Raw genomic sequence first — 1,082 nt, 5'->3', positions numbered from 1 at the left:
CCGTTGCAGATATCGTGCGAGGGAGTCGAGGATCTCTTCGGCGGTCTTGCGCCAGACGAAGGGGCGTGGGTTGGTGTTCCACTGGTCGACCCAGTTGCGGACGTCTTTCTCCAGTGCCGCAACGCTTTTGTGGACGCCGCGCCGCAGGAGTTGCTGGGTGAGGAAGGCGAACCAACGCTCGACTTGGTTGAGCCACGACGATCCGGTCGGGGTGAAGTGCACGTGGAATCGTGGATGTGCGGCGAGCCATTGCTGGACCAGCGGGGTCTTGTGGGTGGCGTAGTTGTCGCACACCACGTGCACGTCCAGTTCGGCCGGCACGGCCTTGTCGATGCTGGTCAGGAACTTGCGGAACTCGGTCGCCCGGTGGCGGCGGTGCAGTTCGCCGATCACGGTGCCGTCGGCGATGTTGAACGCGGCGAACAGGCTGGTCGTGCCGTGGCGGGCGTAATCGTGAGTGCGGCGCTCGGGCATACCCGGCATCATCGGCAGCACCGGCTGCGACCGGTCCAAGGCTTGGATTTGCGACTTCTCGTCGACACACAACACGACCGCTCGTTCGGGTGGATTGTGGTACAGGCCAACAACATCCACGACCTTCTCCACGAACAACGGATCGGTGGAGATCTTGAATCCATCACTCAGGTGCGGTTTCAGCTCGAACCGCCGCCAGATCCGCCCGACTGTCGATTTCGACAGACCAGTCCGCTCGGCCATCGACGACCGCGACCAGTGCGTGGCATCGGACGGGACCTGCTCCAACGTCATCTCCACCACCTGCTGCACCTGATCCAGCAGGATCGACGGTGGCCGGCCCGGCCGCGGCTCATCAGCCAAACCCGCCAGCCCGTACTCGATGAAACGTCCCCGCCACTTACGCACCGTCATCGCCGACACACCCACCTCGGCAGCGACATGGGTGTTGAACGCGCCCGGCTCCGCGCAGGCCAGCACGATCCGGCACCGCAACGCATACGCCTGCGTCGAGGTCGCCGCTCGCGCACCCCGCACCAACTCCCGACGTTGAGCCTCGGTCACCACCAAATCCGGCCCCGACCTCGGCCGCCCCGTCCTCGCCACCG

At 65.2% G+C, this 1,082-nt stretch carries 1 protein-coding gene; it reads right to left on the bottom strand.

Annotated elements, in window-relative coordinates; all coding sequences use genetic code 11:
- Nucleotides 1-1,080: IS630 family transposase (locus tag IRT45_RS36255; protein ID WP_194810254.1), on the bottom strand; the 1,080-nt coding region annotated here is incomplete at its 3' end.
- Nucleotides 1,081-1,082: the final 2 nt, after the last annotated feature.

The organism is Nocardia sp. BSTN01 (genome assembly GCF_015354405.1).
Taxonomy (GTDB): Bacteria; Actinomycetota; Actinomycetes; order Mycobacteriales; family Mycobacteriaceae; genus Nocardia.
The sequence above is the reverse complement of the archived record's forward strand: the minus strand, read 5'-3'. Positions and strand labels throughout refer to the sequence as shown.